The sequence below is a fragment of the Pseudomonas sp. HR96 genome, assembly GCF_034059295.1.
In the GTDB taxonomy this organism is placed as follows: Bacteria; Pseudomonadota; Gammaproteobacteria; order Pseudomonadales; family Pseudomonadaceae; genus Aquipseudomonas.
In genome coordinates this window covers 1582556-1609240 of record NZ_CP139141.1, presented here as the reverse complement: position 1 = coordinate 1609240, position 26685 = coordinate 1582556, and the positions used below count along the sequence as shown (strand labels likewise).

21 protein-coding genes are annotated in these 26685 nt (G+C 64.1%); 12 read left to right on the top strand and 9 right to left on the bottom strand.

Annotated features, from left to right (window positions below):
• Positions 1-5 precede the first annotated feature (5 nt).
• Genes speB through SFA35_RS07520 form a run of 3 tightly spaced genes read left to right on the top strand, consistent with a single transcriptional unit; the run spans position 6 to position 2987 of the window.
• Positions 6-956, top strand: coding sequence for an agmatinase (gene speB / locus SFA35_RS07530; protein ID WP_320576803.1), 951 nt, complete (start codon positions 6-8; stop codon positions 954-956).
• Positions 953-1423: a YybH family protein gene (locus SFA35_RS07525; RefSeq protein ID WP_320576802.1), complete on the top strand. Its 471-nt coding sequence runs from the start codon at positions 953-955 to the stop codon at positions 1421-1423. Before speB ends, SFA35_RS07525 begins: the two co-directional genes overlap by 4 nt.
• A 43-nt stretch (positions 1424-1466) precedes the next feature.
• Entirely contained in the window at positions 1467-2987 is a 1521-nt protein-coding gene (locus SFA35_RS07520) for a purine-cytosine permease family protein (RefSeq protein ID WP_320576801.1), read from the top strand.
• 75 nt (positions 2988-3062) lie between these two features.
• On the opposite strand, the gene SFA35_RS07515 is transcribed toward SFA35_RS07520, so the two are convergent.
• The 4 genes from SFA35_RS07515 to SFA35_RS07500 form a co-directional block, all read right to left on the bottom strand.
• Positions 3063-3206, bottom strand: a complete 144-nt coding sequence (locus SFA35_RS07515) for a PA1414 family protein (RefSeq protein ID WP_320576799.1) — start codon at positions 3204-3206, stop codon at positions 3063-3065.
• Between the two features lie 201 nt (positions 3207-3407).
• Positions 3408-4856, bottom strand: a complete 1449-nt coding sequence (locus tag SFA35_RS07510) for an NCS1 family nucleobase:cation symporter-1 (RefSeq protein ID WP_320576797.1) — start codon at positions 4854-4856, stop codon at positions 3408-3410.
• Between the two features lie 228 nt (positions 4857-5084).
• Complete coding sequence (locus tag SFA35_RS07505; protein ID WP_320576795.1) at positions 5085-5498, bottom strand: transcriptional regulator; 414 nt, start codon at positions 5496-5498, stop codon at positions 5085-5087.
• 105 nt (positions 5499-5603) lie between these two features.
• Positions 5604-6950: a DEAD/DEAH box helicase gene (locus SFA35_RS07500; protein WP_320576793.1), complete on the bottom strand. Its 1347-nt coding sequence runs from the start codon at positions 6948-6950 to the stop codon at positions 5604-5606.
• 159 nt (positions 6951-7109) lie between these two features.
• Between SFA35_RS07500 and SFA35_RS07495 the strand changes: the two genes are divergently transcribed.
• The 3 genes from SFA35_RS07495 to SFA35_RS07485 are packed head-to-tail and all read left to right on the top strand — an operon-like array spanning position 7110 to position 9108.
• Positions 7110-8411, top strand: coding sequence for a mechanosensitive ion channel family protein (locus tag SFA35_RS07495; RefSeq protein WP_320576789.1), 1302 nt, complete (start codon positions 7110-7112; stop codon positions 8409-8411).
• Positions 8408-8698, top strand: coding sequence for a FitA-like ribbon-helix-helix domain-containing protein (locus SFA35_RS07490; protein WP_320576788.1), 291 nt, complete (start codon positions 8408-8410; stop codon positions 8696-8698). Before SFA35_RS07495 ends, SFA35_RS07490 begins: the two co-directional genes overlap by 4 nt.
• Positions 8695-9108 carry a type II toxin-antitoxin system VapC family toxin gene (locus SFA35_RS07485; RefSeq protein WP_320576787.1) on the top strand — a complete coding sequence of 138 codons (414 nt, stop codon included), beginning with the start codon at positions 8695-8697 and terminating at the stop codon, positions 9106-9108. Before SFA35_RS07490 ends, SFA35_RS07485 begins: the two co-directional genes overlap by 4 nt.
• Here SFA35_RS07485 and SFA35_RS07480 read toward each other — a convergent pair.
• Positions 9082-9975 (bottom strand): carboxylate/amino acid/amine transporter, encoded by an 894-nt coding sequence (locus SFA35_RS07480; RefSeq protein ID WP_320576785.1) that lies wholly within the window; start codon positions 9973-9975, stop codon positions 9082-9084. The genes SFA35_RS07485 and SFA35_RS07480 overlap by 27 nt on opposite strands.
• Positions 9976-10169: 194 nt before the next feature.
• On the opposite strand from SFA35_RS07480, the gene SFA35_RS07475 reads away from it, so the two are divergent.
• The 3 genes from SFA35_RS07475 to SFA35_RS07465 all read left to right on the top strand — a co-directional run bounded on the left by SFA35_RS07475 (position 10170) and on the right by SFA35_RS07465 (position 13787).
• Complete coding sequence (locus tag SFA35_RS07475; RefSeq protein ID WP_320576783.1) at positions 10170-11108, top strand: LysR family transcriptional regulator; 939 nt, start codon at positions 10170-10172, stop codon at positions 11106-11108.
• Positions 11109-11325: 217 nt separating this feature from the next.
• Positions 11326-11889 (top strand): peptidylprolyl isomerase, encoded by a 564-nt coding sequence (locus tag SFA35_RS07470; protein ID WP_320576781.1) that lies wholly within the window; start codon positions 11326-11328, stop codon positions 11887-11889.
• Positions 11890-11951: 62 nt separating this feature from the next.
• Positions 11952-13787, top strand: a complete 1836-nt coding sequence (locus SFA35_RS07465) for an ABC transporter ATP-binding protein (RefSeq protein ID WP_320576779.1) — start codon at positions 11952-11954, stop codon at positions 13785-13787.
• Between the two features lie 122 nt (positions 13788-13909).
• On the opposite strand, the gene SFA35_RS07460 is transcribed toward SFA35_RS07465, so the two are convergent.
• On the bottom strand, positions 13910-15034 hold the full coding sequence (locus tag SFA35_RS07460; protein WP_320576778.1) for a GNAT family N-acetyltransferase: 1125 nt from the start codon (positions 15032-15034) through the stop codon (positions 13910-13912).
• A 287-nt stretch (positions 15035-15321) separates the two neighbouring features.
• On the opposite strand from SFA35_RS07460, the gene SFA35_RS07455 reads away from it, so the two are divergent.
• A complete protein-coding gene (locus SFA35_RS07455) occupies positions 15322-16626 on the top strand; it encodes a putative porin (RefSeq protein WP_320576776.1) in 1305 nt (434 codons plus the stop codon).
• 73 nt (positions 16627-16699) lie between these two features.
• Here the strand turns inward: SFA35_RS07455 and SFA35_RS07450 are convergent, their stop codons facing one another.
• Positions 16700-17974 (bottom strand): hypothetical protein, encoded by a 1275-nt coding sequence (locus SFA35_RS07450; RefSeq protein WP_320576774.1) that lies wholly within the window; start codon positions 17972-17974, stop codon positions 16700-16702.
• 342 nt (positions 17975-18316) lie between these two features.
• Between SFA35_RS07450 and SFA35_RS07445 the strand changes: the two genes are divergently transcribed.
• A complete protein-coding gene (locus SFA35_RS07445; protein WP_320576772.1) occupies positions 18317-19609 on the top strand; it encodes a hypothetical protein in 1293 nt (430 codons plus the stop codon).
• Positions 19610-19648: 39 nt separating this feature from the next.
• On the opposite strand, the gene SFA35_RS07440 is transcribed toward SFA35_RS07445, so the two are convergent.
• Together SFA35_RS07440 and hrpA are read right to left on the bottom strand one after the other, a co-directional pair.
• Positions 19649-20770, bottom strand: coding sequence for a beta-ketoacyl-ACP synthase III (locus tag SFA35_RS07440; protein WP_320576770.1), 1122 nt, complete (start codon positions 20768-20770; stop codon positions 19649-19651).
• 240 nt (positions 20771-21010) lie between these two features.
• Positions 21011-24922 (bottom strand): ATP-dependent RNA helicase HrpA, encoded by a 3912-nt coding sequence (gene hrpA / locus SFA35_RS07435; protein WP_320576767.1) that lies wholly within the window; start codon positions 24920-24922, stop codon positions 21011-21013.
• Between the two features lie 374 nt (positions 24923-25296).
• Between hrpA and SFA35_RS07430 the strand changes: the two genes are divergently transcribed.
• Positions 25297-26664 (top strand): glutamine synthetase family protein, encoded by a 1368-nt coding sequence (locus SFA35_RS07430; RefSeq protein WP_320576765.1) that lies wholly within the window; start codon positions 25297-25299, stop codon positions 26662-26664.
• Positions 26665-26685: the final 21 nt, after the last annotated feature.

Sequence of the window (26685 nt, the reverse complement as noted above, 5' to 3'; positions counted from 1 at the left end):
AACCCGTGGAAAAGATCCTGCACCAACCACTGGGCGGTAACGAGATGCCGCGTTTCGGCGGTATCGCCACCATGTTGCGCCTGCCTCAGGTCGAGACCGCCGCAGGCCTGGACGCAGCCTTCATCGGCATTCCGCTGGACATCGGCACATCGCTGCGTGCCGGCACCCGCTTCGGCCCGCGCTCGATCCGCGCCGAGTCGGTGATGATCCGCCCTTACAACATGGCCACGGGCGCTGCCCCGTTCGATTCGCTGTCGGTGGCCGACATTGGCGACGTGGCGATCAATACCTTCAACCTGCTCGACTCGGTGCGCATCATCGAAGAGGCCTACGACAGCATTCTCGAGCACGATGTCATCCCCCTGACCCTGGGCGGTGACCACACCATCACCTTGCCGATCCTGCGGGCGATACACAAGAAGCACGGCAAGGTCGGGCTGGTGCACATCGATGCCCATGCCGACGTCAACGACCACATGTTCGGCGAGAAGATCGCCCACGGCACCACCTTCCGCCGCGCAGTCGAGGAAGGCCTGCTGGACTGCGACCGGGTAGTGCAGATCGGCCTGCGCGCCCAGGGCTACACCGCAGAAGACTTCAACTGGTGCCGCAAACAGGGGTTCCGGGTGGTGCAGGCCGAGGAATGCTGGCACAAGTCGCTGACCCCATTGATGGAAGAGGTGCGCGCCAAGGTCGGTGACGGCCCGGTGTACCTGAGCTTCGACATCGACGGCATCGACCCGGCCTGGGCACCGGGCACCGGCACTCCGGAAATTGGCGGCCTGACCACCATCCAGGGCATCGAGATCATCCGCGGCTGCCAGGGCCTGGACCTGGTCGGCTGTGACCTGGTGGAGGTCTCGCCTCCTTATGACACCACCGGCAACACCTCGCTGCTGGGCGCCAACCTGCTCTACGAAATGCTCTGCGTGCTGCCAGGGGTGGTGCACCGATGAGCGTCGAGCAGGTACTGCAGGCCGCCGCCACGCTCGTCGAAGCCTTTGCCAGCAATGATCGGCAAGCCTATTTTGGCGCCTTCAGCGAGGACGCCAGTTTCGTCTTTCACAACCTGGAGCAGCCGTTGCTCAGCCGCGCCGCCTACCAGGCAGTGTGGGACGGCTGGCGCCGGGACGAGGGTTTCGAGGTGCTCTCGTGCACCTCGCGCAATGCCTACGTCAGCCTGCAAGGTGACGTGGCGATCTTCATCCACGACGTGGCCACCGAGCTGCGCCTGCAAGGGGAGCTGTACCGCAGCCAGGAGCGCGAGACCATCGTGTTTCGTCGTTCGTCATCGCAACAGAGTCCGCAGCTCAATCCACAACACGATCCACAACACGATCCACAACAACAAGAACACAACCAGGGCCGCTGGCTGGCCTGCCATGAACACCTTTCAGTAGCACAACCACTGCCCTCCCCTTAGCCAGCGCCGCACACGATGCGCGGCGCAATGATCGGAGCAGACCATGACTAATAACAACTCGAAAAGTCCCAGCATGAACCAGAGCATCAGCCAGATCGAGACCAACGGTGTCGAACAGATCCCCGACCACGAACGCAATGCCACCCCGCTTGACCTCTTCCGCCTGATCTTCGGCGGCGCCAATACCTTCTCCACCGCCGTGCTCGGCAGTTTCCCGGTGCTGTTCGGCCTGTCGTTCCAGGCCGGGGCCTGGGCGATCGTGCTGGGCATCGTGGTCGGCGCGCTGATTCTCGCCCCCATGGGCCTGTTCGGCCCGATCAACGGCACCAACAACGCCGTGTCCTCCGGTGCGCACTTCGGCGTTCACGGGCGCATCGTCGGCTCGTTCCTCTCGCTGCTGACCGCCATCGCCTTCTTCTCGATTTCCGTATGGAGCTCGGGGGATGCCCTGGTGGGGGGCGCCAAGCGCCTGATCGGGCTGCCGGAAACCGACCTGACGCTGGGCCTGGCCTATGGATTGTTCGCCCTGCTGGTGCTGGTGGTGTGCATCTACGGCTTTCGCTTCATGCTGTGGGTCAACAAGATCGCCGTGACCGTGGCCAGCGTGCTGTTCCTGCTGGGCGTGGTGGCGTTCGCGCCGACCTTCGACAGCGCCTATGCCGGCACCGTCGGCATGGGTCAGCCAGGGTTCTGGGCGGCCTTCATCGGCGCCGCACTGGTGTCGATGAGCAACCCGATCTCGTTCGGCGCCTTTCTCGGCGACTGGTCGCGCTATATACCGCGCGACACGGCCAAGGTACGCATCTTAGGCGCGGTGATTCTCGCGCAACTGGCGACCCTGCTGCCGTCGCTGTTCGGCCTGGCCACGGCGACCATCGTCGCGGTCAAGGCGCCGGACTACATCGCCAGCAATAACTATGTCGGTGGCCTGCTGGCGGTGTCGCCGACCTGGTTCTTCGTGCCGGTGTGCCTGCTGGCAGTGATCGGCGGCATGTCCACCGGCACCACCTCGCTGTATGGCACCGGCCTTGACATGTCCAGCGTGTTCCCGCGAGTGCTGTCGCGGGTCAGGGCGACCCTGCTGATCGGCATCATGAGCATCGCGTTCATCTTCATCGGGCGCTTTGCCGCCAACCTGGTGCAGAGCGTTTCGACCTTCGCGGTGCTGATCATCACCTGCACCACGCCCTGGATGGTGATCATGCTACTGGGCCTGTTGACCCGCCGTGGCTGGTACTGCCCGAACGACCTGCAGGTGTTCACCCGCGGCGAGACCGGCGGGCGTTACTGGTTCAGCCACGGCTGGAACTGGCGCGGCATGGGCGCCTGGATTCCCAGTGCGCTGGTCGGGCTGTGCTTCGTCAACCTGCCGGGGCAGTTCGTCGGCCCCCTGGGCAACCTGGCAGGCGGCATCGACATCAGCCTGCCGGTGACCCTGGGCCTGGCCGCGCTGGTGTACCTGGCGCTGCTCAGCCTGTTCCCGGAATTGCCAGAGGTGTATGGCCCAGGGGACCCACGCAGCCGCTCGCACTCGACCACCTCGGCAGTCAAGGCCCACGCTTGATTGCATGAAGTCCGCTGCCACGACGAAGGGGCGGTTACCGTGACGGTACCGCCCCTTCGACGTTTCGGGAATCGATCAGCGCCGCGGCTTCTGCCGCCGGCGGTCATCTTCGGTGGGGATGGGCACAGGTTGCAGCGGCGGTGGGATCAAGCCAAGCGCGACAGCCAGGTCATGAAGCCAGTTGTACAGTTGGCCGGAAGAAAACAGGTCGGATTTCATGATGCCCCCCTCAAGGGTAAACCTGAGTGACGGGAATTCTGTCGTCACTTCGCCTTGATCATAGTCCTTTGGATTACATTTGGAACCACTAAAAAGTGCGACCAGATGCAACATCTATTACAAAAGAGCTCGAACCGACCCTAAGCGTTCACTTCCTTCGGATGAATGGGGGCGCTCGCCGGCGCGCCGCCCCCCAGCGTTTCAGACCCCGACTGCGGCCAGCGGCGCTCGGTAGCGGCTGCGCTCGCGCCAGGCCAGACCCAGGTAAAACAAGGCTCCCAGGCCGCATCCGGTGAACCAGGCGAAATTGGCCAGCACCTGCAACCAGGGAATGAAGGTGATCGCCACGCCCATCAGGGTGGCCGGAATCAGCGCATAGATCGCCGTGCGGTTGAACCCCTTGGTGTAGTAATAGCGACCCGACGGGCTGTCGTCGAACAGCGCCGGCACGTCGACCTGGCGTTGCTTGATCAGGTAGTAATCCACCAGCAGGATGCCGAACAGCGGGCCGATGAACGCTGCCAGCACGTCGAGGGTGTAGTGGATCACCGCCGGGTTGTTGAACAGGTTCCATGGCGTGATGAACACCGAAGCCACGGCGGCGATCATGCCGCCGGCGCGCCAGCTGATCCGGCTAGGCGACACGTTGGCGAAGTCGAAGGCCGGGGAGACGAAATTGGCGACGATGTTGATGCCGATGGTCGCTGTGACAAAGGCAAAGGCACCTAGCAGCACCGCCACACTGTTATCGATGCGCGCCACGGTGGCGATCGGGTCGTGCAGCATTTCACCGAACACAGGCAAGGTGCCCGAGACGATGACCACGGTCACCAGCGAGAACGCCAGAAAATTCACCGGCAGGCCCCAGAAATTGCCGCGGCGCACGTCGCTCATGCTCCGGCAATAGCGGCTGAAATCGCCGAAATTCAGCGTCGGCCCGGAAAAGTACGACACCACCAGCGCCGTGGCGATGATGATCTGGCTGAACGCCTGCCAGCCGCTCAAGGATTTTTCCGACAAGGTGAAGCTGATGTTGTTCCAGCCGGCTTTCCAGACGATCCATGCCGCCAGCAGGAACATCACCGCGTACACCACGGGGCCTGCCCAGTCGATGAAGCGTCTGATCGAATCCATGCCGGTCCAGAATACCGCCGCTTGCAACACCCAGAGGGCGAGGAAGCCGAACCAGCCCAGGTACGACAGGCCGGCAAAGGTCATGTGGGTGTAGATTTCCATGCCGGGGAAGAAGCGCAGCACCACGATGATCAGCGCGCTGGAGGCCAGGTAGGTCTGCACGCCGTACCAGGCCACGGCGATGAGGCCGCGAATCACGGCGGGAATGTTGGCGCCGAACACGCCAAAGGCCAGCCGGCAGACCACCGGGAACGGCACCGCCGCCTGCTGGCTGGGACGGGCGACCAGGTTGGCGATCAGCTGCACGATACAGATCCCCGCCAGCAAGGCGATCAATACCTGCCAGCTGGCCAGCCCGAGGGCAAACAGGCTGGCGGCGAACACATAGCCACCGACGCTGTGCACGTCGCTCATCCAGAAGGCGAAAATGTTGTACCAACTCCAGGTCTGCGGCACGGGCCCCAGGTCCGCGTTGTACAGGCGTGGGCTGTACCCCTTGGGCAATTGCTCGGTCATCGTTTGCCTCCTTGAGACAACGGCCACGGCTCATGGCGAGTCGCTAGCACTGTTGTATACGATTGTTGAGCCAAACGTGGAGCAGGATGTATGCCATTGCCTGGAACGGCCAGTTTGCGGGGGGTGGCGGGATTAAGTCGACGCAATTCGCGCAAAATGGGTGCGGATTGCGCTGAAAGAGGGCAATAGCATCAAGCCGGCCACCGGCCGGCCCGATCTTCAAGGCAGCTAGATACTGCCTCCGGCAATCTGCGCCTTGCTCGCCACCTGGTCGAAGGTGGCGGGAGCCAGCGCGTCCGGCTGTTCATCGAGCACCTGACGCGGGTGATCGTTGCCCGGGATGCTGCTGTCGAGCAGGCTCAACAGGCTCGAACCGCGCAGCGTCAGGACGAAATTCTCGCCATTGCCGCCCTCGCCCTCCGGGCGCGGCTCGATGAAGCCGCGCTCCAGCAACAGCTTCTCGTATTCGCTGGCATCGGCCTTGAGCCGATCCAGATCGCCGACGCTGGCGCCCTGAGCGGCCTGCGCAGCAGCGTGCTGCTCGGCATAGGGGCGCGGGGTGAAACTGTGGTCGGCACCGTTCTGCACCTCGTGCAACAGACGCTCGATCAGGTCCCAATTGTATTTTTTCGGGGTATCCATGCTGATGAAACCTCCAACACTCAAGTGATAGGGTTTTGCATCAGTTGTGACCCAAACAGGCGCCAGCCGTTCCGGGAAAGGCTGGCGCGAGCAAGCCAGCCGGCCTTATTCGCCAGCCGGTGCGGCAGGCTTGCGCTTGCGCAGCGGGGCCAGGCCGTCGCCGCTGACCAGCGACGGTGCGTCGGCTTTCGGCCGGTTGACGGTCTTGCGCTTGGTCGGGCCCTTGGCCACGGCCTTCTTGTCGCCCTTCTTCGGATCGGTTTTCTTCTTTTTGACTCCCACAGCCTTGCCGGAGGCCTTGACCTTCTTCGGCCCGTTGTAGCTGCCTTTGACTTCCTTGATCACTCGGCGCTCGAAGGTCTGCTTGAGGTAGCGCTCGATGCTCGACATCAGGTTCCAGTCGCCATGGGAAATCAGCGAGATGGCCAGGCCTTCGTTGCCGGCACGACCGGTGCGGCCGATGCGGTGCACGTATTCGTCGCCGCTGCGCGGCATCTCGAAGTTGATCACCATGTCCAGGCCCTCGACGTCCAGGCCGCGGGCGGCGACGTCGGTGGCCACGAGGATCTTCACGCCACCCTGCTTGAGGCGGTCGATGGCCAGCTTGCGGTCCTTCTGGTCCTTGTCGCCGTGCAGCACGAACACCTTGTAGTCCTGGGCCACCAGGCGACCGTACAGGCGGTCGGCCATGGCCCGGGTGTTGGTGAAGATGATCGCCTTCTGGTAGGTCTCGTTGGCCACCAGCCAGTTGAGGATCTGCTCCTTGTGCACGTTGTGGTCAGCCGGAATGATCTGCTGGCGGGTGCCTTCGGCGAGCTGGCTGACGCTGTTGATCAGCAGGTGCTCGGGGTCCTTGAGCACCTTGGCGATCATCTCGCGCAGGCCTGCACCGCCGGTGGTGGCCGAGAACAGCAGGGTCTGCTGGCGATTCGGGCACTCTTCGACCAGGCGCTGGACGTCTTCCGAGAAACCCATGTCGAGCATGCGATCGGCTTCGTCCAGCACGATCAGCTCGACGTGCTTGAGGTCCAGGTTGCCGGCATTGAGCTGCTCGATCAGGCGGCCCGGGGTGCCGATCAGGATGTCCGGCACCTTGCGCAGCATCGCAGCTTGCACCTTGAAGTCTTCGCCGCCGGTGATCAGCCCGGCCTTGATAAAGGTGAACTGCGAGAAGCGCTCGACTTCCTTGAGGGTCTGCTGGGCCAGTTCGCGGGTCGGCAGCAGGATCAGCGCGCGGATGTCGACGCGAACCTTGGCTGGGCCGATCAGGCGGTTGAGCATCGGCAGGACGAAGGCGGCGGTCTTGCCACTGCCGGTCTGCGCCGTCACCCGCAGGTCGCGGCCCTGCAGGGCCAACGGAATGGCCGCCGTCTGCACCGGCGTAGGCTCGACAAATTTAAGCTCGGCCACGGCTTTGAGCAGGCGTTCGTGCAGGGCGAATTGGGAAAACACGGGTGTTACCTCGGCGAAGTACTTGAATTCAACTGCATAGCGTAACGGTTTCCGCGGCCTGCGCCGAATTTCTTTACTTCCTGTAACGGTACAAGCCGTGGCTTCGGCGCGCCGATGCGCTTTAATCGCCGCCTCGCCCGATGAACGAGCAGACTTGCGATGATGATTTCCCACGGCTGGCAACAGGTGCAGCAACTGTTGAGCGCCCTCGACCAACAACCCTGGCTGGCCGCCGGCCTGAGCCTGGCCCTGCTGTTGCTGTGCGCGTGGCTCGCCGGCAAGGTGGCCCGCGCCACCCTGTTGCGGGTGACCCAAGCCCTCAGTGCTCAAGCCGCGCTGCACTGGCTCGACGACCTGTTGCAGCACCGGGTCATCCATCGCCTGGGGCAAACCGTGCCGTCGCTGGTGCTGCAGTTCGGCCTGCGCGGTATCCCGCAGCTGGCACCCGGCACCGCCACGGTGCTGGGCAACGTGGCGCTGGCATTGACCGTACTGTTTCTGCTGCTGGCGACCAGCGCCCTGCTCGACGCGCTGTTGGCCATCTATTCGCGCACCGAACACGCCCGCACCCGCTCGATCAAGGGCTACGTGCAGCTGGCGCGCATGGTGCTGTTCGTCTTCGGCGGCATCATCGTCGTCGCCACCCTGATCGACCGCTCGCCGTTGCTGCTGCTGTCGGGCCTTGGGGCCATGTCGGCGGTGATCCTGCTGGTGTACAAGGACACACTGTTGTCCTTCGTCGCCAGCGTGCAGCTGACCAGCAACGATATGTTGCGGGTCGGCGACTGGATCGAAATGCCCCAGGTCGGCGCTGATGGCGATGTGGTGGATATCACCTTGCACACCGTCAAGGTGCAGAATTTCGACAAGACCATCGTCTCCATTCCCACCTGGCGTCTGATGGCCGAGTCCTTCAAGAACTGGCGCGGCATGCAACAATCAGGCGGCCGGCGCATCAAGCGCAGCCTGTTTATCGACGCCAGCAGCATCGCCTTCCTCGACCCGGCGCAACAGGCCCACCTGGGCCAGGTGCACCTGCTGGGCGACTACCTGCAGCGCAAGCAACTCGAACTGCACAGCTGGAACGAGCCGCGCGGCGAGCTCGCCGCCAACCGCCGGCAGATGACCAACATCGGCACCCTGCGTGCCTTCACGCTGGCCTACCTGAAAAACCACCCTGACATCCAGCCGAGCATGACCTGCATGGTCCGTCAGCTGCAACCCACCGCCCAGGGTGTACCGCTGGAAATCTACTGCTTTACCCGCACCACCGACTGGGCAGAGTACGAACGGGTGCAGGGCGACATTTTCGACTACCTACTGGCGCTGGTCCCGGATTTCGGCCTGGCGGTGTATCAACAGCCGAGTGGCGGGGATATGCGCGTGGCTCTGGCGGGTCAGGTTCGCGGCCAGACGACGGCACTCTTCAGCCATTGCACTAATGAAAGCACTGCATCATGATTGCTATCAATGAAAGCAAAGGTGCTTACCTGATGGCGACTCTCACAGTGCGAAATCTGCCCGATGAAGTACACCGTGCCCTGCGACTAAGGGCTGCCGAACATGGTCGCAGCACCGAGGCGGAGGTCAGAGACATCCTGACGACGGCGGTGCGTCCGCAGGCGCGACTGAAACTGGGCGACGCATTGACGGCCCTGGGTCGCAGCTTCGATCTTGATGAGGAAGATGTCCAAGCACTGACGCAGGCGCGGGACACCGAGCCCGCCGAGCCCATGAGGTTTGAATGATTGTTCTGGATACCAATGTTCTAAGCGAAGCACTTCGACCCCAGCCCGCTATTGCTGTAGTCGACTGGCTCAATGCCCAGGAGGCTGCGACGCTGTACATCTCGAGTGTGACGGTCGCCGAGATGTTGTTTGGCGTCGCCGTTCTGCCCGAAGGTCAGCGCAAGGACAACCTTGGTCTGGCGATAAAAGGGCTGCTGGGGTTGTTCGAGGGAAGGGTCCTGCCGTTTGACACCGATGCCGCGTCCCATCACGCCAAGCTCGCTGTTCTGGCACGCGCCAACGGTCGGGGATTTCCAACGCCGGATGGCTATATAGCCGCCACGGCGGCGGCACGCGGCTATGCCATCGCTTCCCGGGGCACGGCCCCGTACAGGGCAGCGGGGCTAGAGGTGATCGACCCTTGGTGCTGAACGATCGCTCGCCAGCGGCCGCCGGGCCGAGCGCCGGGCAATCCATACCGACAGCAGAATGATCGCCGCGCCTGCGGCCAGGCGCGCCAGCGGCTCCTGCTTATTCCACAGCAGCAGATTCAACAACAAGCCCACCGGGACATGCAGGTTGTTCATCGCCGCCAGCGTCGCGCCGCCGACCTGGCTGGCGCCTTTATTCCAGGCATACATGCCAAAGGCAGTGGCGATCAGGCCGAGGAACACCAGCACGGTCCATTGCAGCGAGGTCTGGGGCAGGCGTTGCAGATTGCCGAAGGCAAGATACGCCGGCAAGGCAACCAGCAAGGCACCGACGAAAAAGTAGCCGAAGCGCCGATACTGGGGTTCGTCGCCGGGCGAGCGGGCTTGCAGGTGTTTGTACAACACCTGCCCGGCCGCATAGGTGAAATTGGCGACCTGCAGCAGCACAAACCCGAGGAAGAAGTCGGTGCTGATGCGATCGTAGCGGATCACCGCTGCCCCAATCACCGCCGTCAGTGCCGCCAGCAGGCCCCAAGGGTTGAAGCGGCGGTTGAGGGCGTCTTCGATCAAGGTCACATGCAGGGGCGTGAGAATGGTGAACAGCAGCACCTCCGGCACGCTGAGCACGCGAAAACTCAGATACAGGCAGACGTAGGTGACACCGAACTGCAAGGCGCCGATCAGCAGCAGGCGGCGTACCACGCTGGCTGGAACCTGACGCCAGCGGGTCAGCGGGATGAACACCAGACCGGCGATCAACACCCGGGCCAGCACGGCAAAATAGCTGTCGACATGGCCCGCCAGGTAGGCGCCGATGAGGTTGAAGGACAAGGCCTGAATAAGGGTGACAAGCAACAGGTAGGGCATTGCGCAGCTCTGTGGGAAGGTCTGGTTGACAGGGGCTGAGGCCAAAGCCTTCATGAAAAATCGATTGAATCGCCAAGGATACAGTCAAAACACATCAGACAAGTTGTTTTATAGAGCCGATGCTCTACTCTGCTCGACATTGTTCAACGTTGCCCGGCGCGTCAGGCGCCCGATCCCAGCTGCAGGAGTCTTCGATGAAAGCGCCGCGTGTCACCCTCGATCAATGGCGAACCCTGCAGGCGGTGGTCGACCATGGGGGCTTTGCCCAGGCCGCCGAGGCGTTGCACCGTTCGCAGTCCTCGGTCAGCTATACCGTGGCACGCATGCAGGACCAGCTCGGTGTGCCACTGCTGCGCATCGACGGGCGCAAGGCGGTGTTGACCGAAGCCGGCGGCGTGCTGTTGCGCCGCTCGCGGCAGCTGGTCAAGCAGGCTGCGCAACTCGAGGACCTGGCCCACCACATGGAGCAGGGCTGGGAAGCCGAGGTACGCCTGGTGGTCGACGCCGCCTACCCGAATACGCGGCTGGTGCGCGCGCTGACCGAATTCATGCCCCAGAGCCGTGGCTGCCGGGTGCGCCTGCGCGAAGAGGTGTTGTCGGGGGTTGAAGAAGTGTTGCAGGAAGGCGTCGCCGACGTGGCCATCAGTGGCTTCAGCATCCCGGGGTACCTGGGCACCGAGATGAGCGCCGTGGAGTTCGTCGCCGTGGCCCAGCCTGAACACGCGCTGCACCGGCTCAACCGGCCCTTGAACTTCCAGGACCTGGAAAGCCAGTTGCAGGTGGTGATCCGCGATTCGGGCCGCTCACAGCCGCGCGACGTCGGCTGGCTGGGCGCCGAGCAGCGATGGACCGTGGGCAGCCTGGCCACCGCCGCGACTTTTGTCGGCAACGGCCTGGGCTTCGCCTGGCTGCCGCGCCACCTGATCGTCCGCGAGCTGGCCGAGGGCGTGCTCAAGGCCTTGCCCATGGAGCAAGGCGGCAGCCGCCACCCCACCTTCTATCTCTACGCCAACAAGGACAAGCCCATGGGCCCGGCGACGCAGATTCTCATCGATCTGCTGCGCAAATTCGACGTAGCGCCGCTGCACGAACTGCCCCCCACCCTGCCGCTCCACGTGGTCGAACCGGCCTGAGCCATGGACCGGCGCCGACAGCGCTGGAACGACTCTCGCCTATCATCTGTCCTACCCTTATCATCAGCGCCGACCATGCTGCCCCCGGTCGGCTTGAAGGAACACCCGGTAACACTCATAACCGCTGCGGCACTGGCGGTTATCGAAAACTCACCCACGCTGTATCGCGTTGCGCTTGGCCAGACGCTGACCCCATCGACTACAAGGATTCGATTCAATGCTGAAAAAACTGCTCGTTGCCGCCGGTACCGTCCTCTTCGCCAGCCAGTTGCTGGCCGCCGATGCCAAGCACCCGCAAGTAGAGCTGGACACCAGTTTTGGCGCCGTCGTGGTCGAACTGGACGGCGAGAAAGCGCCGATCAGCACCGCCAACTTCCTCGCCTATGTGGACAAAGGCTTCTACAACGGCACCATTTTCCACCGGGTGATTCCGGGCTTCATGGTTCAGGGCGGTGGTTTCACCCCGCAACTGGTCGAAAAACCTACCAACCCGCCAATCAAGAACGAAGCCGACAACGGCCTGCACAACACCCGTGGCACCCTGGCCATGGCGCGCACCTCGGACGTCAACTCGGCCACTAGCCAGTTCTTCATCAACCACAAGGACAACAACTTCCTCGACCACGGCGGCCGCGACTTCGGCTACGCGGTGTTCGGCAAGGTGGTCAAAGGCATGGAAGTGGTCGACCAGATCGCTGCCGTGCAGACCTCCACCCAGCAAGGCCAGCAGAACGTGCCGGTCGACCCGGTACTGATCAAAGTGGCCAAGCGCCTGCCCTGATCGCTGCTTTCCGTTCAAAGCCGGCCCCTCACGGGCCGGCGCTGTAAAGGAGCCCTTCCCCGATGATCTACCGTCGTTTCGAGCAATGGATCGATATCTTTCGCGAAGCGCCCACGGAGGAGCCCCCGAAAACGGTCCTGCCCTTCTATATCTATTACCTCAAGCAGGTCTGGCCCAGCTTCGCCGCGCTGTTGGTGGTCGGCCTGATCGGCGCGCTGATCGAAGTGGCACTGTTCAGCTACCTGAGCCGGATCATCGACCTGGCCCAGGGCACGCCAGATCCGCACTTCTTCGGCAACCACGCCCTTGAGCTGTCGTGGATGCTGGTGGTGACCCTGATCCTGCGGCCGATCTTCGTCGGCCTGCATGACCTGCTGGTGCACCAGACCATCGCGCCTGGCATGACCAGCCTGATTCGCTGGCAGAACCACAGCCAGATGCTCAAGCAGAGCCTGAATTTCTTCCAAAGCGACTTCGCCGGGCGCATTGCCCAGCGCATCATGCAAACCGGCAACTCGCTGCGCGATTCGGCCGTGGCGGCCGTGGATGCCATCTGGCACGTGGTGATCTATGCGGTGGGCTCACTGGTGCTGTTCGCCGAGGCCGACTGGCGCCTGATGATCCCGCTGATCCTGTGGATCTTCGGCTACATCGGCGTACTGTATTACTACGTGCCACGGGTCAAGGAGCGTTCGGTGGTGTCTTCCGAAGCGCGCTCCAAGCTCATGGGCCGCATCGTCGATGGCTACAGCAACATCGCCACGCTCAAACTTTTCGCCCACACCAACCTGGAACAGCAATACGCGCGCGAAGCGATCACCGAACAGACCGTCAAGACCCAGCTGGCCAGCCGTGTGGTCACCAGCATGGACACGGTCATCACCACCCTCAACGGCATGCTGATCGTCGGCACCACGGGTTCGGCCCTGTGGCTGTGGAGCGAGAGCCTGATCACCGTGGGCGCCATCGCCCTGGCCACAGGCCTGGTGATCCGGATCGTCAACATGTCTGGCTGGATCATGTGGGTGGTCAACGGTATCTTCGAAAACATCGGTATGGTCCAGGACGGCCTCGAGTCGATCTCCCAGCCGGTCAGCGTGACCGACCAGAAAGGCGCGCCAACCCTCAAGATCGGCCGCGGCAACGTGCGCTTCGAAGACGTCGACTTTCACTACGGCAAAGGCAGCCGGGCGATCATCGACGGTCTGACCCTGGACATCCGCCCCGGCGAAAAAATCGGCCTGATCGGCCCTTCGGGTGCCGGCAAGTCGACCCTGGTCAACCTGTTGCTGCGCATGTACGACCTGCCTGACGGCCGCATCCTGATCGACGGCCAGGATATTTCCCAGGTCACCCAGGAAAGCTTGCGCGCGCAGATCGGCATGATCACTCAGGACACCGCGCTGTTGCACCGCTCGATCCGCGAAAACCTGCTGTACGGCCGCCCCGGCGCCAGCGACGAGCAGCTGTGGGAAGCGGTGCGCAAGGCGCGCGCCGACGAGTTCATCCCGCTGCTGTCCGATGCCGAGGGCCGCCTGGGCTTCGAGGCACATGTGGGCGAGCGTGGGGTCAAGCTGTCAGGCGGGCAACGTCAGCGCATCGCCATTGCGCGTGTACTGCTCAAGAACGCGCCGATCCTGATCATGGACGAAGCCACCTCGGCGCTGGACTCCGAGGTGGAAGCGGCGATCCAGGAAAGCCTGGAAACCCTGATGAAGGGCAAGACCGTGATCGCCATCGCCCACCGCCTCTCGACCATCGCCAAGATGGACCGTCTGGTGGTGCTCGAACAGGGCCGCATCGTCGAAATCGGCAGCCACAGTGAATTGTTGGCACAGCACGGGCTATACGCGCGGCTGTGGCATCACCAGACCGGCGGGTTTGTCGGGATGGATTGACCGCCATGACAGGCTGAAGGCTGAACTGACCCTGGGAGGGGGCAAAGCCCCCGAGAAGCCGCCAGGCCGGTTTGATCTAGATACAATGGAGCGCTGCGCAGCCTCCCACGGCCCATCCGGTCTCAGCCTTGCCGGTACGGCAAGGCGCCCCTCGCTTGTTCAGCGTACGCCAGCACCCCTACCCGCTCCGCTTCGAGAAACTCGCTGACCGCCGCGCGCAATCCAGGGTGGCGCAAGTAGTGCCAGGAATGCGTGATCACCGGTTCGAACCCGCGAATCAACTTGTGCTCGCCTTGGGCCCCGGCATCGAAGCGCTGCAGGCCGTGCGCGATGGCATAGTCCATGCCCTGATAGAAGCAGGTCTCGAAATGCAGGCGGTCGTACTCCGCCAGGCAACCCCAGTAGCGCCCATAGAGGGTGTCACCGGCCACCAGGCTGAACGCCATGGCCACCCGCTGGGCGCCCTGTACGGCAAACACGACGCGGATGGCCTCGGGCATGCGCTCGGCCAGCAGGCTGAAGAACAGGCGCGTCAGGTAAGGCGCCTGGCCCCGGACGGCATAGGTATTGGCATAGCAGGCGTAGACGAAATCCCAGTCGGCTTCGCCCAGCTCATGGCCGCTGTACCACTGGAAACCGATGCCCTGCCCCAGCACCTGCTCGCGCTCCTTGCGCATCTGCTTGCGCTTGCGTGAGGCCAGCGTGTCGAGAAAATCCTGGAAGTCGCCGTAGCCGCGGTTCTGCCAGTGGTACTGGCACCCTAGCCGCTGCAGCCAACCTTCCTCGCCTGCCAGCATGGCATCGAGCGTGGGCTCGGTGAAGTTGATGTGTGCACTGGAGAGATCCTCGATCTCAAGATAACCCGGCAACGCCTGCAGCAGCGCCAGGCCGTCGGCCGGCGTGGCCGCCAACAGGCGCGGCCCGGCCACTGGGCTGAACGGCACCGCCGCCAGCAGTTTGGGGTAGTAGTCGATACCGGCGCGGCGACAGGCGTCAGCCCAGCCATGATCGAACACGTACTCGCCATAGGAGTGCCACTTGCGGTAGGCCGGCAAGGCCGCCAGCACCTGCCCCTCGTGCATGTGCAATACATGCTCGGCGCGCCAGCCGGAGCCCTTGCCCAGGCTGCCGCTGTCTTCCACGGCGCTGAGGAAGGCATGGCGCATGAACGGCTGAGCAGCCGGCAGCAAGGCGTCCCACTGTGCGGCGGGCAGGTCGGCAAGACGGTGCAGCACGGTCAGCGACATCGGTTTTTTCCACCATGCAGGTCGAGATGGGTGGCAGCGCCGCAAGTATCGCCCGATCAGCCGGGAATGTGTATCGCCTCCCTCAACAGTGCCATTTCAGAGCGGTTTCAGCGAAATGACAAAGGGCTTTCATGTCATCGCTAAGCCATCGATTTGCCATCACTCTGTAATAACCAATCGCAATACTTGCGCCACCTTTTGGAACCAAGAGCCTTCTGTTCAGGGCCTTTCGGGATAAATCCCCTACAGAGCAGGCAACTGCAACTTTAAACATTACGGAGCAACGTATGCGTCTTCTTTCTACCTTTACCGGTATCGGCCTGTGTTCGACCCTGCTGATGGCGATGAGCACCCCGGCCAATGCCGCGGTCGACGCGAAACTGCTGGCGATGCTCAAGGCCAACGGTTCGATCACTGACGCCCAGTATGCCGAACTGCAAGCTGACCTGGCCAATGACCAGAAAGTGACCCAGCAGGCCACCGCCGACGCCGTCGCCAAGCAGAACGCCTGGGACCAGAAAGTGGCCTGGGCCTCCAAGACCAGGATCACCGGCGACGTGCGCGTTCGCGAAGAGAACATCAAGACCGAAGGTTCGACCCTGGACAACAACCGTACCGCCGACCGCCAGCGCGTTCGTGCCCGTTTCGGTGTGTACAGCGAAATCGACCCGCAGGTCGATGCCGGCATCCGTGTCGCCACGGGTGGCAGCGCCGACTCGCGCTCGACCAACCAGGACCTGAACAACGGCTTTACCAAGAAAAGCCTGTGGCTGGATGAAGGCTATCTCGACTGGCACCCGACCGCCATCAAGAACCTGCACCTGATCGGCGGCAAGATGCTGCAGCCGTGGGTCAGCATGGGCGACATCATCTGGGACAGCGACGTCAACCCCGAAGGCGTGGCCGCGACCTACAAGCTGCCGATCAACAAGAACGCCGAACTGTTCGGCAGCATCGGCTACTACACCCTCAAGGACAACGTCGACGGCGAAGGCTATCAGTTCAACCACGACCTGAGCCTGTACGCCGGTCAGCTGGGTGGCAAGTTCAACCTGGGTGATGTGGTGGGCGTAACGGCCGGCGGCAGCATCTACAACTACAACAACTCCAACGATGACGGCACCGCTGCGGGTACCACCGTGGCGTCCAACGGCACGACCACCACGCGCACGCTGATCCAGAACGGCAACACCACCAACGAGTTCAAGCTGTACGAACTGTTCGGCCAGGTCGACATAAAGACCCTGCCAATCCCGCTGGCCGTGTACGGTCAATACGTGCACAACGGTGCTTCCACCGACGGCGCGGACGAAGCCTGGTTGGCCGGTATCAAATCGAAGCTGGGTGCTTTCTCGGTCGACTACAACTACCGTGACGTGCAGAAGAACGGTGTCGTGGGTGCCTTCACCGACTCCGACTTCGCCAACGGCTATACCGGCTCGCGCGGTCACAAGATCAAGCTGGGCTACGACATCGACAAGAACTTCGGCCTGGGCGTGACCTACTTCCTCGCCAAGACCGACACCGCTGTCGCGAACCGTACCGACGTCGACCTGAACACCCTGCAGCTGGATCTGGAAGCCAAGTTCTAAGCCGCAGCCCCCGCAAGAACAAACGCGCCAGGCTGAACCCATCCAGCCTGGCGCGTTTTTTCATGGGCGGGCTTCAGCCGTGGTAACGCAGCACGAGCGGCAGCCCGCCGTTGCGATAACCGACCACCAGCAAGCGACCGTTCTCCTGCACCTTGATGCTCTCGCCTAGCGAATCCGACACCCCGACATCCACCTTGCCATCAACCCCGAAGGACGGATCCCAGCGACCTGCTGCGTCCAGCCTGACGATGACCATCTGTGGTCGCCACTGCTCGGTGAAATATTCGCCCACTAGCACCACCCGACCGAATGCGTCCACGTCAGCACCCCAGAAGGCGGCGAAGTTGTTCTCGAGCACCGCTGGAGGATAAAGCATTGCGCCGGTGCGCGAATCGACCGCCATGGCCAGGGCGCCAAATGCCACACCGTTGCCGCCGGTGCCCGCCGCTACGAGCAGCCCCTCGGCACGCCCGGCCACTCGGTAGAACACTCCGCTGTGGCCGCTGAAGCGGAAGCCGCCCTCGGCGAAATCGGCGACCGGCAGCCCCTGTGAGTCAAGCCGGGCGATGAAAGCCCCTTTGTTGCTGTCTGTCGCGCCCCCGGCGACGGTGATCGCGTCGTCTCGCACCAGCAGGCCGAAAAGGTCAAGCCCGGTAGAGGGGTGCTCGATGATGCGCAGCCCTCCAAGGCCGAAGCCACGATCGAACTCACCTTGCCGGTTCAGCCTGAGCAAGGCGCCCACCCGGCGCTGGCCGATGACCCCGCTGGCGAGTACGTAGATGTGCTCGCCGTGCAACTGCAGATCGAAGTTTTCGCCGGTCAGGCGCTTTTGTTCGCTGCTGTCCAGGCTGGCCCAATGCGGCTGCGCCTGATAAGGGCAGAGCTCGGCCTCGTTGCAGGTGAAACTCAACGCCGCCAGGTGGGCGTGCCTGCCGGGCTCGGGTCGAAGGACCTTCTGCCATAGCAGCTGGCCACCATTGCGGCGGTAGGCACTGAGCGCCGGGTAGGCCTTGCCGCCGTCCAGCAGGGTCATGCCGCCGACGATGAGCAGGTCATCGCCGACCACCACGCGCTGGCCGGGCGAGTTGAAATCCTCGCGATCTTCCTCCCCCCCATAATCGCCTTCGACCACACCCTGTTGGCCAAACTCGGCCTGCGCTGCACCCTCGCCCGTCAGCCCGGCAACCACGAACGTGGCGGCATGACTCAAGGAAACGTACAGCTGGGAATCGCCCTGGACGCTGGCCACATCCTGGCCACGGTAATCCAGGTAATGGGCGAGGACCTCAGCGGCATTGAAGCTGGGGTCCAGGTCACCGGCCCGCAGTGTTGCAGTGGTATCACTCATATCGCTACTCCCTTGGCGATGAGGCCGATACGTCCCGGCCTCATGGCTTGGCTGGCGTACGGCGCAGTCACGCCGTACGAACTTCAGCCCTCGCCGGACTCGCATGGAACGAGTCACCCGGCGGAACTGGCTGGCAGCGATGATTGGAGATCGATGGCGCGGCCACAAGACGTGGCACATGGCTAATGCGTTGCCTAACGTTGCAGCGTCAGAGGCACGCCAGCGCGCCCCTGGCGCTGAAGTATGAGTACGTATTACGCGCTATGGACGGCTCTTCTGCGGCGGGCTTGAATGACGCTCACGGTTCGTGCCGAACCGCATTTGGAACAAGGAAAACCCTCCATGGTCAGCATACTCACCCCTGGCCGGCAGCAGGCCGGACAAGCGGATATGGCATTCGACCCATCCACTGCACTCGAGGCGCTGGCAGGCTTCGAGTTGCATGGCATCACCCGCTCGGAGGACGACGCCACGCTGTACCTCGCCCTGAGCAAAGGCAACCATTTCGCCCTCGCTGCCCTGGCCGACGATGGCCGCAGCGTGCCCACCTTCGGCGACCAGGGCCGGCTGATCGATTCGTTCGACAACAGCAGCGGGGACGGCGTCAAACCCGGCCGCCGAGTGGCTCGGCTCGGCGACCGCGTGCTGATCGGCGGCATGATCGAGCATGCCCCGGGGCAATACTCGCCGGCGCTGGCCTGCTACACCGCCGAGGGCCATCGTGACAGCCGTTTCAACGGCACCGGCCAGCTGAGCCTGGCTCAGGCGCTGGCAGAGAACCACTGCGCAATGGGCCCCATCAGCTTCCAGACCAACCTGGCCTTGTGCAGCAGCAGCTCTGCGGCCAGCGCCACGCAACAGGATTTCACCCAGGTCAACTTCGACATGGTGGTGGCGAACGAGGAGATCTACGTAATCGCCACCGGCCGGGTCGGCGATCAAGCGCGGCTGAGCGGGCTGGTCTTCTGCCTGACCAGCAGCGGCCAACTGGACCAGCGCTTTGGCGACCGTGGCGTGGTAGCGCTGAGCTCGCCGTCCTACAGCGTCCTGCTGCGCTCGGTAGCTGTCGGCAAGGAGGGCATCTACGTCGCCGGCGGTGCTTCGGGTGGCCACAACCCGGCACTGGTCGCCCGGGTCACTTTCTGCGGGCATCACGACACAGCCTTCGGCGATGAAGGCCTTGGCGGCTATGGCATCACCGCGCAAAGCTTTCGGATCAACGACGTCGTGCTCGACGCAAGCGGCTGCCTGTACGGCGTAGGGGTGGGCAGCCGAACCCGGGCGATCGCCGTGCGCTTCGACGCCGCAGGCCGCCAGGTCACGGCGTTCGCCGGCCAGGGCGCCTATATCCCGGGCCTGCCCTACTCGGCCTTGACCTATGCGCAGGTCGATGGCGAGGGTCGCCTGGTGTTCATTGGCGAGTATCTGGACGAGGCCAACGGCTACCTGCAGGCCGCCTGTGGGCGGCTTCACAGCGACGGCACAGCCGACCTCGATTTCGGCCCGCAGGGGTTGGTCAAGCTGGACGCCTTCGACTCCATCGGCAGCAACCTGATCGTGCAAGCCAACCGGCAGCTGCTGGCCGTCGGCTACACGCGGCGCAAAACACCCTTTGCTGTGCGCCTGCACGGCTGAACCGATGCGCCTACTGCCAAGGGCAGTGGGCGCACGCTGTCAACGCTTGCGCAGGATCACGCTGCCGATCGAGTAACCGGCACCAAAGGAGCTGAGCACCCCCAGCGAGCCTTTGGCCAGATCGTCCTGATACTTGTGCAGGGCAATCACCGAGCCGGCCGAGCTGGTGTTGGCGTAGGTATCGAGAATCACTGGCGCCTCCTCTACCGTCGCATCGCGGCCCAGCAGCTTCTTGACGATCAGCTGGTTCATGCTGAGGTTGGCCTGGTGCAGCCAGAAGCGCTTGATGTCGCTGACGTTAAGGTTATTTTCCTCGAGATGCTGGGCGATCAGCTCGGCCACCATCGGGCAGACCTCGCGGAAGACCTTGCGGCCTTCCTGCACGAACAATTTGTCGCGCGTGCCCTCGCCTTCTTCGCCGGTGCGGTTGAGGAAGCCGAAATTGTTGCGAATGTTGTTGGAGAATTCAGTCAGCAGCTTGGTGCTGACGATCTCGAACTGGTGGGCCGAGGTGGCCAGGTCGGCGCGCTCGATGACCACGGCGGTGGCGCCGTCGCCGAAGATGAAGTGGCTGTCGCGGTCGCGGAAGTTCAGGTGCGCGGTGCAGATTTCCGGGTTGACCATCAGCACCGCACGCGCCTGGCCCAGCTTGACGCTGTTGCAGGCGTTCTGGATGCCGAAGGTGGCCGACGAACAGGCCACGTTCATGTCGAAACCGAAACCGGCGATGCCCAATGCCTGCTGCACCTCGATGGCCACCGCCGGGTAGGCGCGTTGCAGGTTGGAGCAGGCGACGATGACCGCATCGATGTCGGCCGCAGTCTTGCCGGCTCGGGCTAGGGCCTGTTCGGCGGCTGCCACGGACATCTGGCAGAGAATCGACTGTTCGTCGTTGCTGCGCTCCGGCAGGCGCGGCTTCATGCGTTGCGGGTCGAGGATGCCGTCCTTGTCCATGACGAAACGGCTCTGGATACCCGAGGCTTTTTCGATAAAGGCCGCATTGGATTCTGCCAAAGGCTCAAGCTCACCGCTTTCGATGGCGGCGGCGTTGTCGGCATTGAACTGCCGCACGTAAGTGTTGAACGATTCCACCAGCTCATCGTTGGAAATACTGTTGGCTGGGGTGAACAGTCCGGTGCCGCTGATAACGACGTCGTACACGGTCGTTCCTCTATTGTTAGGGGCCCGGGCGCAGCCAGGGCAGGTGATTCAGGGGCGAATTGTGGCATAACTCCGGCGAAAACGCGCGGTTTGCAAGTACGCTACCAAGGGTTCGGCAGCGTGGGAGGGGCAGAGCCCCGAGAGGCCGCAGGCCGGTTTGATCTTCGGCTGCAACGCTCGTGGCCCGCAGGCCGGACCGGCCTCTCCCAATCAGGGCAACATCAAGCCCTCAGGTCAGGATCACCCCTCCACGGCCGCCCACTGCTTGCTCAAACGCTTGTCCGACACCGGCACCTTGGTGCCCAACTGCTGGCCGAACAGCGACACCCGATACTCCTCCAGCCACCAGCGGTAGACCTGCAGCTGCTCGTCACGCTTGCCCTCCTGAGCATGCTTGGCCAGGCGCGACTGGTACTGCGCCCAGTAGTCGCCCAGCTCGGTGCTCCAGACCCGGTCCTTCTGCACCTGGGAGCCGAGCTTTTCCAGGCGCAGCTCGATGGCCTTGAGAAAGCGCGGCAGCTCCTTGAGCCAGACGCCGGGCGTTTCGCGCACGAAGCCCGGGTAGACCAGGGCGCCCAACTGCTGCTTGATGTCGTTCAACGCCACCGCCTGGGCCAGGTCGATCTTGCCCTTGAAGCGCTTCTGCAGGCCGTGCCACAGTTTGAGGATGTCCAGGGTCAGCCGCGCCAGGCGTTCGGCGTGCTCGGCCCAGGCGCCGCGCTTGCGCTCGGCCAGTGCCGCCAGGCCGGAACCGTCACGGGGCAGCTCGGCCTCGCCCTCGAGGATGCAGCTGTCGAGGCTGGCCAGCAGGATGTCCTCCACCAGCGCGTCCACGCGACCCAGATCACGGTACAGCAGGCCCAGCTCGGTCAAGCCAGGCAGCTTGCCGCGCAGGAATTTGGCCGGCTCTGCCAGCTGCTGCAACAACAAGCGCTGCAGCGCCCGGCGATGCTGATACCGGGCCTCGGCGGCGGTGGAGAAACGGCCCTCCTTGACCGTACCCTGGTCTTCCACCAGCGCCGGGTAGACGGTCATCGACAACCCAGCGATGTTCTGCTGGGTGGTAGCCGCCACCGCGGCAAACGCCTTGGCCTCCACCGGCTGCTGCGAGCGGGCGCTGGCCGGGGCCGCCAGCGCGGCCTGGCTGGCGGCCGCGAAACGGGCAGTCAGTTCGGCCAGGTCGCGGCCCTCGCCAAGGAATTTGCCCTGGCCGTCGAGCACTTCCAGGTTCATCCGCAAGTGGCTGTCGACCTGTTGCGCCGCTTCGGCCCAGGCCTCGTCGCTGACCCGCGCGCCGGTCATGCGCAACAGCTCGCGGCCCAGCGCCTGGGGCAACGAGCCCTCGGCGAAGGGAATACGCGCCAGCGCCGCACGCACGAAGTCCGGCACCGGCACGAAGTTCTTGCGCAGGGCCTTGGGCAGGTTGCGCACCAGGGCAATGCTTTTGGCTTCCAGCAGGCCCGGCACCAGCCACTCCAGGCGCTCGCCGGGCAGCGACGGCAGCAGCGGCGCCGGCACACGCAGGGTCACCCCGTCACGGGGGTGGTTGGGCTCGAAGTGGTAGCTCAGGGCCAGGGTCAGGTCACCCAGGCGCAGCACGTCGGGGTACTGCGCCGCCGTCACCTCGCTGGCCTCGCGGGCCAGCACGTCTTCTTCGCGCATGATCAACAGCTGCGGGTCTTTCTGGCTGTTGACCTTGTACCAGCTGTCGAAGGTGGCGGTCTGGTGAATCTCTGCCGGCAGGCGGGCGTCGTAGAAGCCGTACAGCGTCTCTTCGTCGGCGAGGATGTCGCGGCGCCGGGCCTTGGCCTCCAGTTCGTCGAGCTGTTCGAGCAGCTCGCGGTTGGCGCTCAGGCACTTGGCCCGCGACTGGATTTCACCGCGCACCAGGCCTTCGCGAATGAACAGCTCGCGCGAGGCAGCCGGGTCGATCGGGCCGAAATGCACGGGCCGACGGCCGACCACGATCAGCCCATAGAGGGTGATCTGCTCGAAAGCCACCACCTGGCCACGCTTTTTCTCCCAGTGCGGCTCGAAATGATTCTTCTTGACCAGGTGCCCGGCCAGTGGCTCGATCCAGTCAGGCTCGATCTTGGCCACCATGCGCGCGTAGAGCTTGGTGGTTTCCACCAGCTCGGCGGCCATGATCCACTGCGGCCGCTTGCGGCCCAGCCCTGACGAGGGGTGCACCCAGAAACGCCGTTGGCGGGCGCCCAGGTAGTCGCCCTCCTCGGTCTTCTGGCCGATCTGGCTGAGCAGGCCGGCGAGCACCGCCTTGTGCAGCTTGGGATAGTCAGCCGGATCCTTGTTGACGCTCAGCTGCAGGTCGCGGCAGATCAGGCTGAGCTGGCGATGGGCATCGCGCCATTCGCGCAGGCGCAGGTAGTTGAGGAAATTCTTGCGACACCAGTTGCGCAGCGGGCTCGAGCCCAGCGCCTGGCGCTGTTCTTCGAAACCACGCCACAGGTTGACCAGGGCGGCGAAGTCGGAATCGGCGTCCTTCCACTGCGCGTGGGCTTGATCGGCCGCCTGCTGGCGCTCCGGCGGCCGTTCGCGGGGGTCCTGCACCGACAGGGCACTGGCGATGATCAGCAGTTCCTGGAGACTGCCCTGGTGGGTGCCTTCGAGCAGCATGCGCCCCAGCCGCGGGTCGATCGGCAGGCGCGCGAGCTGACGGCCGAGGGGTGTCAGCTGGTTTTCGCGATTGACCGCCGAGAGCTCCTGCAACAGGTTGAAACCGTCGCTGATGGCCTTGCCGTCGGGTGGCTCGATGAAGGGGAACTGGTCGATCTCGCCCAGGCGCAGGTGCAGCATCTGCAGGATCACCGCCGCCAGGTTGGTGCGCAGGATCTCGGGGTCGGTGAAGGCCGGCCGCGCGTTGAAATCCTCTTCACTGTACAGGCGGATGCAGATGCCCGGCTCGACCCGCCCGCAGCGGCCCTTGCGCTGGTTGGCGCTGGCCTGGGACACCGCCTCGATGGGCAGGCGCTGGACCTTGGCGCGATAGCTGTAGCGGCTGATGCGCGCGGTGCCGCTGTCGATCACGTAGCGAATGCCGGGCACGGTGAGCGAGGTTTCCGCGACGTTGGTCGCCAGTACCACCCGGCGCCCCGGGTGGCTCTGGAAAATGCGCTGCTGCTCGGCGGGCGACAGCCGCGCGTACAGCGGCAGGATCTCGGTGTGGCGCAGCTGCGCCTTGCGCAGCATTTCGGCGGCGTCGCGGATTTCCCGTTCGCCGGGAAGAAACACCAGCACATCGCCAGGGTTGCGCCGCTCGCTGCGTTCGTGGCTGGCGATCTCGTCCAGCGCGGCAAGAATCGCCTGGTCGACGCTGAGGTCTTCCTCGACCTGATTGCCTTCTTCATCCTGCTCGCTGGTCAGCGGCCGGTACCAGGTATCGACCGGGAAGGTGCGCCCCGACACCTCGATGATCGGCGCCTTGTCGAAGTGCTCGGAGAAGCGCTGCAGGTCGATGGTCGCCGAGGTGATGATGACCTTGAGGTCGGGACGGCGCGGCAGCAAGGTCTTGAGGTAGCCCAGCAGAAAGTCGATGTTCAGGCTGCGCTCGTGGGCCTCGTCGACGATGATGGTGTCGTAGCGTTCCAGAAACCGGTCGTGCTGGGTCTCGGCCAGCAGGATGCCGTCGGTCATCAGCTTGATCAGGGTGTTGGCATCGCTCTGGTCCTCGAAGCGCACCTGGTAGCCGACCAGCCCGCCCAGCGGCGTGCCCAGCTCTTCGGCGACGCGGCTGGCGACGCTGCGTGCGGCAATCCGGCGCGGCTGGGTGTGGGCGATCTGGCCATGCTGGCCACGCCCCAGCTCCAGGCAGATCTTCGGCAGCTGGGTGGTTTTGCCCGAGCCGGTTTCGCCTGCGATGATCAGCACCTGATGCTCGGCCAACACCTTCTTGATCTCGTCGCGCTTGGCGGCGATCGGCAGGCTGTCGTCATAGCGCACCACCGGCACACTGGCGCGGCGGGCGACGACCTTGGCGAACGACGCCTCGACCTTGGCCACCCACTGCGCCAGCCTGGCCTCGTCGGGCTTCTTGCGCAGCTCATGCAGCTGGCGCCGCAGGCGATGGCGGTCGGCGGTCATGGCCTGGTCGAGGTTTTTCAGCAGCTGATCGATGGAAGCGGTCTGGTCGGTCATCAGGTACGTAGAGGTCGCGCGAAAAATAGTCGGGGATTGTCGCAGATTTGCAGCAGTCTCGTCAGGACCACCGCGCGGCCCAGGCGGCGGGCCAATGTTTAGCGCCTTCACACCTGAACATCCGCCAAACAGCATTTAACCCCCATGAAGCCCCATGTAACCCTCTGCAACCATGATTTCCCCCGCGCTGCGCCCTCGCCCAGTCCCCTGCCCTTCGTCACCGAAGGCGATTCTCGCGTTCTGGGCGCTGTTTCATTGCCGTCACGCCCGCCCGCCGGACACCGCTCTCGCTGCCTGATGCCTGCCTGACCCGGCGCGCCTATGGCCGCCGGGCCTGAATCCCTGTGCGCCTGAAGTGCGCAAGCGAGAGCCACATGACGACTTTTGCCCCGGTCCAGCACGCGCTGGATTTTCTTGAGCAGCACCCGCAGATCGAACTGTTCGAGCTGTTCATCCTCGACGCCAACGGCGTACCGCGCGGCAAGCTGCTGCACCGCGACGAACTGCTGGCCGTGTATGCAAGCGGCCGCCCCTTGCCCAGTACCCTGCTCGGCCTGACCCTCAATGGCGACGACGTCGAAGATTCCGGGCTGGTCTGGGAGGTCGGCGACATCGACTGCCGTGCCTACCCGCTGGCGGGCAGCCTGGTGCCCATGCCCTGGCGGCAGATCCCCACGGCGGCGGTGCAGGTCAGCATGCACCCCAGCGAAGGTTTGCCCGCCACCGTCGCCGATCCGCGCCACGTGCTGGTCACCGTCATCGAACGGCTCAGGGGCGACGGCTACCACCCGGTGATGGCCTGCGAACTGGAATTCTATCTGCTCGATCAACAGCGTGATGCCCAGGGCCGACCGCAGCCTGCGTTGGACCAGGACGGCGCGCGGCCGCGCAGCACCCAGGTCTACGGCCTGCGCGAGCTGGAGCAGATCGAGCCGTTTCTCGCCGACCTCTACGCCGCCTGCAAACTGCAAGGCATTCCGGCGCGCACGGCCATCTCCGAGTACGCGCCAGGCCAGGTCGAAATCACCCTGGAGCACGGCGACGCCCTGCTGGCCATGGATCAGGCCGTTCGCTACAAGCGCATCGTCAAGGGCGTGGCGCACCGCCATGGCATGCAGGCCTGCTTCATGGCCAAGCCGTTCGACCACCTGGCGGGCACCGGCATGCACATGCACGTGAGCCTGGCCGACGCCACCGGCGCCAACCTGTATGCCAGTGAGGACAAGGCCGGCACCGCGCTGCTACGCCACTCTGTGGGCGGCATGCTCGAGTACCTGCTGGCCAGCCTCTTGCTGTTCTGTCCCAATGCCAACTCCTATCGGCGCTTCCAGGCCAACAGCTACGCGCCGCTGGCGCCGACCTGGGGCATCGACAACCGCACTGTCAGTTTGCGCGTGCCGGGCGGCCCGGCCGCGAGCCGGCACATCGAGCATCGCATCTGCGGCGCCGACGCCAACCCCTACCTGGCCGCGGCGGCGATGCTGGCGGCCATCCACACGGGCATCCGGGGCCGGCTGGATCCTGGCGAGCCGGTCGAGGGCAATGGCTATGCCCAGGCCACCACGCTACTGCCCACCGACTGGCTGACCTCGCTGCAGGCCCTGCAGCGCTCCAGCTGGGCTCGGGAAGCACTGGGCAGCGGTTTTCTCGACGTCTACCTGGCGATCAAGCGCGCCGAATATCGGCAGTTCATGGCCGAAGTGGGCGAACAGGACTGGCGCTGGTATCTGACCCAGGCTTGACCCTTCTCCTCCCTGAATTCG